The 8,655-nt window shown below is 43.6% G+C and carries 8 protein-coding genes and 1 pseudogene; 3 read left to right on the top strand and 6 right to left on the bottom strand.

What is annotated here, in order from left to right; genetic code table 11:
• Window positions 1-135: 135 nt before the first annotated feature.
• Window positions 136-293 (bottom strand): annotated as a pseudogene (locus QTN94_RS11275) (SDR family oxidoreductase); the annotation flags it as partial.
• Between the two features lie 118 nt (window positions 294-411).
• Window positions 412-1,317, bottom strand: coding sequence for a LysR family transcriptional regulator (locus QTN94_RS11270; protein WP_331427692.1), 906 nt, complete (start codon window positions 1,315-1,317; stop codon window positions 412-414).
• A gap of 83 nt (window positions 1,318-1,400) precedes the next feature.
• On the opposite strand from QTN94_RS11270, the gene QTN94_RS11265 reads away from it, so the two are divergent.
• Complete coding sequence (locus QTN94_RS11265; RefSeq protein ID WP_331418609.1) at window positions 1,401-1,637, top strand: DUF2798 domain-containing protein; 237 nt, start codon at window positions 1,401-1,403, stop codon at window positions 1,635-1,637.
• A gap of 41 nt (window positions 1,638-1,678) precedes the next feature.
• On the opposite strand, the gene QTN94_RS11260 is transcribed toward QTN94_RS11265, so the two are convergent.
• The 3 genes from QTN94_RS11260 to QTN94_RS11250 form a co-directional block, all read right to left on the bottom strand.
• A complete protein-coding gene (locus tag QTN94_RS11260) occupies window positions 1,679-2,395 on the bottom strand; it encodes a YebC/PmpR family DNA-binding transcriptional regulator (RefSeq protein WP_138973067.1) in 717 nt (238 codons plus the stop codon).
• A 93-nt stretch (window positions 2,396-2,488) separates the two neighbouring features.
• Window positions 2,489-2,698 (bottom strand): DUF3283 family protein, encoded by a 210-nt coding sequence (locus QTN94_RS11255; protein WP_138973066.1) that lies wholly within the window; start codon window positions 2,696-2,698, stop codon window positions 2,489-2,491.
• 165 nt (window positions 2,699-2,863) lie between these two features.
• Window positions 2,864-3,061: a PA3496 family putative envelope integrity protein gene (locus tag QTN94_RS11250; RefSeq protein WP_331418608.1), complete on the bottom strand. Its 198-nt coding sequence runs from the start codon at window positions 3,059-3,061 to the stop codon at window positions 2,864-2,866.
• Between the two features lie 391 nt (window positions 3,062-3,452).
• Here QTN94_RS11250 and QTN94_RS11245 point away from each other — a divergent pair, with 391 nt between their 5' ends.
• A complete protein-coding gene (locus QTN94_RS11245) occupies window positions 3,453-3,926 on the top strand; it encodes a transcriptional regulator (RefSeq protein ID WP_331427691.1) in 474 nt (157 codons plus the stop codon).
• Between the two features lie 294 nt (window positions 3,927-4,220).
• Here the strand turns inward: QTN94_RS11245 and QTN94_RS11240 are convergent, their stop codons facing one another.
• The gene (locus QTN94_RS11240) at window positions 4,221-6,197 is read right to left on the bottom strand and encodes a replication initiator protein RctB domain-containing protein (RefSeq protein ID WP_331427690.1); all 1,977 of its coding nucleotides are present in this window, start codon (window positions 6,195-6,197) and stop codon (window positions 4,221-4,223) included.
• 1,240 nt (window positions 6,198-7,437) lie between these two features.
• On the opposite strand from QTN94_RS11240, the gene QTN94_RS11235 reads away from it, so the two are divergent.
• Window positions 7,438-8,655, top strand: a complete 1,218-nt coding sequence (locus tag QTN94_RS11235) for a ParA family protein (RefSeq protein ID WP_331418604.1) — start codon at window positions 7,438-7,440, stop codon at window positions 8,653-8,655.

The following is an 8,655-nucleotide window of genomic DNA, read 5'->3' as shown; positions in this document are numbered from 1 at the left end:
GGGTAGTTGCGGATACAGGAGTGAGATCCCCAGTTGCTGCTGCACAAGCAGGCGCAAAAGTGGATGTATTCGCAGGCGTTGAAGCAGGAGGGACCATTGACGCTGAGGTTCATTGGAAACCACCTGTGGTTAATATTAACGGCAGGCAATACATCTCCCCGTGACATACCAAGCTTGGTCAGAAAGCAACCCTGCAATAGCCTGCACCACCTCCTCAGGCGTACCGCCACGTTTAACAGGAAGGTTAGCAGCAAGACAGTCACGCGATCTGATCCACTGCCATCCGTGTACATTTAACCTAGCCTTACTCTATAAAACCAAATACCTTGCTGCGCCAGTTCAAGCGATCCCCTGTAGCGATGACAATCCTATCCATCTAATGTCCTTCTCTCCCGACTTACGCAGGGTAGTTTACAGTGTAAAATGCGCTCGCGATTGCATCTTATCGACACCAGCGATCAATCTTTCCACTAACAAACTCAATGCCTTGGGCTGATAACGTCGCTGTTTATAGACCAAGTACGCTTGCCTAGCGCTGCGCTGGTATTGAGGTAACACTCGCACCATATTCATTCCCTCGTGGACATGTCGAAACGGCAGCGAGGCAACACCTAACCCTTTTTCAACTGCACCGCATACCGCAAGTATGTCATTGACGATCAACTTGGGCTTGATGTGAAGAACATCGACCAAACTCTGCTGCTGGTAGACGGATATATCTACGACATGATCAACACTGACCCAATTCAGTTGGTTTAACTGACTGAGGCTTTCCACTCGCCCTACTTTCGCCAAATATTCTGGACTAGCGAAAAAGCCATGATGAGCAGTAAACAAAGGCCTAGCGATCATGTCATCCATATCCGCTAAATCGAAAGTGATGAGGAGATCGCGATCCGTTTGGGGGACGGCCTGTTCCTGACTGAGCACCAGATCTAACATCACCTTAGGATAATCAACCAAAAACTGTTCGACGACTTCGCCAACAAAAGCACGATAGAAATTGTGCGGAATGGCCAGTTTAATCGTGCCAGAGACTTCTTGAGTTTCACTCAGCATCTGGCTAAAGCCACTTTCGATCGACTCCATACCGCTACGAAGCGACTCAAAGGCTTCTAAGCCACTTTGTGTCGCAACCAGTTCTCTGCCCTTCTTCTCTAGTAAACGCATCCCTAATCGCTGCTCAAGCGCGGATAAGCGGCGTGACATGGTCGAGACGGGGATGTGTAAAGTCTTGGAAGCACCGAGTAACGAGCCTTGCTCAACCACACTGCAAAACAGATAGAGATCATCAATATTTCCAAATATGGAATTCATACTTCTAAACCTGCTTATATTTTTCACTATTGGATAGTTATATCCTCATTTACAGCAAAACAACAAGCACAGGAGCATAAATTATGAATCGCAAACAATTTTGGGTTTCGGCGCTATTATCGTCGCTGACAATGGCGGTCATTATGTCAGGACTACTATCTGGGTATAAACTCGGCTTCAATCACCAATGGCCTGCTATATGGCTCGATAGTTTTATTATTGCGTGGCCAGTAGCGTTAACGCTCAACCTGACTGTCCTGCCACAAGTTCGCCGACTTTCTAGTTGGCTCACGGGTCAAGCATCCACCTCTCAGGCATAAAAAAACCGAGCACTAAGGCTCGGTTTTTTCAACGGTAAAGATTACAGTTCAGCGTTGTGGTAAACCTGCTGAACATCATCACAATCGTCTAGAAGGTCAAGGAACTTCTGGAATTTCTCAGCGTCTTCACCCGCTACTGGAGTGTGAGTTTGAGGAACGAAAGTGATCTCTTCGACATCGATTGTCAGATCAGGGAATGCACTGTTAAGCGCCGTCTTAGTCTTAAAGAACTCTGTATGAGGAGCGAATACAGTGATTACACCGTCTTCAAGCTCAACATCCGTCACGTCTACGTCTTCCATCATTAGCGTTTCAAGAATAACTTCATCGTCATCGCCTTTGAACTGGAATACAGCTTGGTGATCAAACATGTGAGAAACAGAACCTTCAACGCCGATCTTAGCACCTGTTTTAACGAAACATTGGCGAACATCTTGGAAAGTACGGTTGCCGTTGTCTGTCAGACAGTCAACGATTACGCTAGTGCCGCCAGGGCCAAAGCCTTCGTAACGCGCTGGAGCGTAGTCTTCACCGCCACCACCATTCGCTTTATCGATCGCTTTTTCGATAACGTGTGCAGGAACTTGGTCTTTCTTCGCTTTTGCGATTAGGTGTTTCAGAGACAAGTTCATGTCTGGGTCTCCGCCACCGTTTTTCGCGCACATGTAAATTTCTTTACCGTATTTGGAATAAACTTTAATTTTTGCGCCTGCAGTTTTTGCCATTGAGGCTTTGCGCACTTCAAAACTTCTTCCCATCGGGATGTTCTCTCTAGTTCAATTTATTGCGAAGGATTTTAGCAAAACGTGTGAGCTTTTCAATTTCTGACACTTGCTGAGGAAATGAGTGGATTATGCCACACCCATTACTCGTTTATATTTGGCTACAGACTCTAAAAATGAGGCTTGTTCTTCGTCATCAGTGATCTTTGCTGCTGTCTGGTCGATTTCATCTGGACCAGCTTTAGCTTCACGGAGTTTCCAAACCAAAAACGATGCTTGCTTATCAAGCTCTATCTTGTTTTTTTCGCTAGCCGAGAGGTTAGACAGGTTGATCGACATATTAAAGCTCAAATCTGTAAAAATATGGAGGGGGAATATACCACACCAAAAGCGAATGTAGAGAGGGAATCGCACTATGGCGAGAGGAATCGCTCAAAAATTAGCGAAAAAAATAAAGGGTGGCTTTCCTACGCCACCCTTAAGTATTCGAGATAGAGTTTCTGACTAGTGCAAGATGCCAAGCTCTTTGGCTTCTTCGATTGTTAAACCGCTTTCTCGAATCTCTCTTAATGCTTCAATACGACGACGAGCTTCTGCGGATTTAACGCCCTTCACAGGCTTCTGTGACTCAACTTCTTCCGTGAAGTCCCACTTGTCAGCAATTTTACTCATATCATCATGGTCAATAGAATTAATGGACATAATAACCTCCGAACAAACCATGTAAGGGACAGCTAATCTGTAGCAAAACCTCTCACCCCTTGTTAAGAATTTTAGCTTCAGAATGTGATTATGCTAATAGTTCCTACATTCTTACTGTTAATTCGATAAATAGTTTTTGCTCCACCAAAAGTCTCACAGTACATTTAAAAGATTACCCCTAACGAAAGTTGGGCGATCTCGGTCTCATTTTTTACTGCCTATGCTCCCAACCTTCGCCTCCTACTGCTTACAAAAATAGCACTCCATTTTTGGCACGTTGACGTCTGTTTTCGCATCGAATGACCTCGGTGGTGATTTGCCAAATGACCTCATCATGAACCAAACTAATCACACCTAGAGATTTCACGGTACATGATTAGGTGAAAATTCGATGAATCCATTAGATAACTGGCTTACACAGATCGAATACTGGTATCAAAATCGAAAGCATGATCAAGGTAACCAGCTAGAATCCCTGATCCTCTCTCCTCCTGATCAAATCTGGGGACCATTCATTTCCGTGCAGCAAAGTAAAGCCATCGCGTGCTGGCTCGACGGATGCTTACGCCTTTTTCAACAAGAACGAGAGCGTTCACCCGATAAAGCCTATCAGTACCTACAATTTGCTTACAGTAAGTTTCAGCAAGTCGTCGTCCACTATCAAAGTGAACTTGAGCTTAAAGATTGGTGTATGAAAAGAATGCAAAATCTGGTCGTGGTAAGTCTTGAGTTCTGTACACAACAGATAAGTCGACGCTGGCAAATAGAATCACACCAGTTGATCGAAAACCATGTTCGCTTTATGGCACAACAACAATGGAATGAAGATCGGAACTATGATCAAGGTAAATCATCGTTTCATTAGGATTGAGCGAAAAAACGCGGATCAATGATCAAGGTGCCACAGTGGAAATTCAGGCAAAAAAAAGCGAGTCCAGAGAACTCGCAAAATATTCAGAATGAATGTAACAATATGAGCCAATCTATCAGGGATAATTCTGTCCCTCATTCATCAGAAAGGACAAAAGGTTGTCTATTCGGGATAAATACTATCCAACTCGAAGAGATACATTGTCAGTGCTCTGTCAAAGGAATGTAGTAGCTTTGTCTTAATGTTAGTCGAGTGTGTAACAAGGTGTTTTCATTGATGGTCGTTGGCTCAAACGGCGACTTCATCCAAGGCTCTAAATACTGTTTCATCCAGATGACCTTCGAAGACTTGCTTACACACTTTTCTGCGCACAGCCAATCCAGCAATTAATCGCTCTATGGATAAATGCTTGTTCTCGCTCTGGCTGTTGTAGAGCTCGACCATCTTACTCAACGTTTCGTATGGAACGGCCTGATCACCTACGCGTAAGAAATCAAGCTTGTCAATCAGCTCCAGACACTCTTCTTGGATTGAGCTATGGGAATGCCCTGTCATCGCCGCTAAAGCTGTTATAGAGCGTTCTAGAGCCTCTGATGAGGTATATTTAGATAGAGTAATGGTAATTTCATCAGCATTGATCTCTACCAGGTGCTTGCGTTGCTTCACTCGACGACCAAGTTTTCCTCGTGGTGCACGCTCTTTGCGCTGGATAGGCTCGAACTCGCCATCAATAATCTGCGACATCTCTTCGAGCTGCTGTTTAGACACCATCTCATTGCGCAGTGGGTTCGGCAGCGTCGGCGCCATATTACGTTTGCCAGCATTCGTCGTTCGAGCACGAGAGTAGCGGAGCACTTCTTCGGCATCACATTTAATATCGAACTGATAATCTTTGACTTTGTCGTTGTCGATCATCGCCGAGATCGTCAGATGATAACCCCAAAGGTTGACGACAAATAGCTCGTCACTCCCCTTCTCTTTTGACAGTTTTTTGAGTTCGCGGATCAGATCCATTGAGAAGCGACGCCACTCGATGTTACGCGCCAGTTTTTGATTTAACTCACTCAATAGCATCACGTCAGAATGACGACGTGACATACGGCTTCGGAAGTAGCTGTACAACTGGAAAACCAGCGTGTGCTGCTTAAGAATCTCAGGCGGGAACAAGAAAAAATAATCGCGAGTAAGCAGCTCTTCGTAGAACGACGGTTCCCAGACAAGAATGTATAGGTTCGGTTTAATGCGTATTTCGCCGTCAGCGCCCTCTGTAGGGGCTTCTTCCGATGCAGTGATGGTACGGGCCAAAAATCTAAAACGATCGCTCTTAAAGCCTTCAGGCATGTTCTCGCTTAGCCATCGACCTGTAAGCTCATGTAGCTGAAAGTCGGTAAACTCGATGCGATCAATACTATCGCGAATTGAGTCGCGTGCCGGTCCGCTATCTTTCTTGCCACGTAGTGAGAGAATATCGGTAATGTACAACGGCGTTTTATTCGGTACATGAGTGCCATCTAGCTGGTATTGATGTTGATGTTGATGATGCTCATGGTACTGCACGGTTAACGTGAAAAGTGCAAACAAAGTCATCAGATCATCAACGGTCATGATGCTCTTAGAAGATCGTGTTTCGATCACAGCACGTGTACCAGAGATCGACACCATGCTCTTTTGGTAACTTTTTCGCGTACGTGGTGGCGCTAGCGCCTGGTCAATAATGCCAGCCCAGTTAGTGGGAGAAACAACAAACTGATCCGCTTCATCTTTCATTGCTGGTGGCGTATTCAAACCATGCTCATTGAGCAAGCGCTTATTGACTTGCGTTTGAGCTAACGCTTTTGATCGTTTCTGCTTTTCACTCAGCTTGACGGATTCAGTCACTAGACTTGTGGCGCCGAGTACAGAGATCAATTGGTTTGGATTAACAAAGCGGTGCAGCATTGTTTTACCAGCTAGTCCTTCTTCGAACCGAACTGGAACTTGTTGAAATAGGCCAATATTGACGGCTGCACGCAGACGCTGCTGAATTGCGGCTCGCGTGACTTGTCCGTCTGTGGCATCAATAAGCTCAGTAGTCGAGACTAAACCATCTTTACTGCTAAAGCCTCGTAAAGAGATTAAGTTAAGAAGTTCAACGATACTTTTCGTAACGCCTTTAAAGTGTTGGTATTGTTCAATCCAGTTAACCGCGACTTCCGACACTTCAAATAGGTGCCCATCTTTGTGGCTTCTTGGCGCTTTGATCAGTAGTTTTTCTTCTGAGCTCATTATTAGATCCGTATCACACTAGCCGTAATATCGCTATAGTTCCGAAAGAATAAAGAAAAAAAGATCATAAATAAAGAAAAACTTGTTGCTCTTAAATAACTGATCTTTTTGATTAATATGATCTTAATTGATTATATGATCTATTGATCTGGCCGATAATTTGCTTGTAAGTAATTGTGTTATAAGAACTATTTTTTTTGTCGGCTGAAAGCATGATCATGTAAATAGCGAAAGCATGATCATTAAGTGTTTGAAAGCATGATCAAAAATGCTTAGAACGATGATCATCACAGCATCGAATAAATGATCAATACAATGAGGAAAGCATGATCATCATAATTGCACACCTTATCCACAAGCTGAAGTAAACAAAGACATTTGCCTCTGCTCATCGAGTGCTAATAATTGTCCAATTTAGCGAAACGATGATCAAGGAAACAATCTTGAAATCGTTAAATTGAACACTTTAACGCCAATCTTGAAAGTCGAGCTTCATGTTTACTGTCTTATCCACATTGGGTTATGAGTAAATAGGGTTGCGAAAGCATGATCATGAAATGAAGGCGAGTTCGTCCAATTATTGAGTTGTCGGTCAATATTGCGATTTTCACCTCGTTATATTAGCCCAAGTCTTAGTCCATCTGCATTTGTCCGTAAATTGGTGACAAATTTACATGCTTCCGAAGACTCCTACTACTTGATCATTGTTCCGATCTTAGATCAATCGTTTATCAAAAATGTCGATCATGCTTTTAGCAACTCAACGCCTTGATCATTGTTCCTAGGTAGGAAAAATATCCTGAAAGCATGATCACCAGATATTCCTTGATCATGGTTTCGAAACGGAACTCGTCTAGCGAATGGTTAGCTCCATATATCTGTCGCCCTTGCCTAATGAAAGTTTCTCGTTTGTTATCACTTTGAAAGTCAAAATTGCACCTACCGTAAATTAGACAGCGATCTTAATCGTTCCGAGTGAATGTCATCTGTGTTTTAGTGCCTACATTTTTACATTGTAAATAAGTGATGCTGTAACACTTTTAATCTGTGTTGCTTTGTGATGTCGTATAGAGACAAAAATTGACAACAAATTGACCTATTTTTGCTGATTGGCATTAAATAGAATGTCATATTTCTATTTAATGTGATTCGCATCCATAATTGCACGTTCACCTTTTTATTGTTTATTGTTGTAAATGCTGTACAATAATTTTCAGTCACTAATAACGGAATTTGGCAAATGAAACGAGAACATACGATTGAGAATCTCATACAGCTCGCTGAGAAAACCGCTCAGGTTCAAGCTGATCGTATAGAAATTGTGTTGGAAGAGCGTAGCGATGAGCATTTCCCACCAATGTCAAAAGCATTGATGGAAACTCGCTCGGGTTTAACTCGCCGTAAGCTTGATGATGCTATCAGCAAGTTGGAAGAGTCTGGTCACCAATTCACTAAGAACAACGCCAACCATTACTCTATTTCTTTGCAAGAAGCACATATGTTGATGGATGCGGCGGGGATCCCGAAGTTTCATGAACGTAAGAAAAATAACGAAAATAAACCGTGGATCATTAATGTTCAGAACCAGAAGGGTGGTACCGGTAAGTCGATGACTGCGGTTCATCTTGCTGCTTGCTTGGCGCTTAACTTAGACAAGCGTTACCGCATTTGTCTTATCGACTTAGATCCACAGGGTTCACTACGTCTGTTTTTAAATCCACAGATTAGCCTGACTGATCATGACAACATTTACTCAGCTGTCGATATCATGCTTGATAACGTGCCTGAGGGGGTAGAAGTCGACAATGAGTTCTTACACAAAAACGTGTTGTTGCCGACTCAGTATCCTAACTTAAAAACGGTTTCGGCGTTCCCTGAAGATGCCATGTTTAACGCGGAAGCGTGGCAGCACCTATCACAAAATCAATCACTGGATATTGTTAGGCTGCTGAAAGAAAAGTTGATTGATAAAATTGCCGACGATTTTGATGTGATCATGATTGATACCGGGCCACATGTGGATCCATTAGTATGGAATGCGATGTACGCGTCAAATGCTCTATTGATCCCATGTGCTGCGAAACGACTAGACTGGGCATCGACAGTTAACTTTTTCCAGCATTTGCCGACCGTTTATGAAATGTTCCCAGAAGATTGGCAGGGGCTAGAATTTGTTCGTCTGATGCCGACCATGTTCGAAGATGACAACAAGAAGCAAGTCGCAGTTCTTACCGAGATGAACTATTTACTTGGTGATCAGGTGATGATGGCAACGATTCCGCGTAGCCGCGCATTTGAAACGTGTGCTGATACCTACAGCACAGTTTTCGATCTCACAACCAGTGATTTTGAAGGCGGTAAGAAGACACTAGCGACGGCGCAAGATGCGGTTCAGAAGAGTGCATTAGAACTGGAGCGTGTGCTTCATGGTCATTGGTCATCACTAAATCAGGGGTAA

It is taken from the genome of Vibrio sp. M250220 (assembly GCF_036533795.1).
In the GTDB taxonomy this organism is placed as follows: domain Bacteria; phylum Pseudomonadota; class Gammaproteobacteria; order Enterobacterales; family Vibrionaceae; genus Vibrio.
This window is presented reverse-complemented; position numbering and strand designations above follow the sequence as displayed.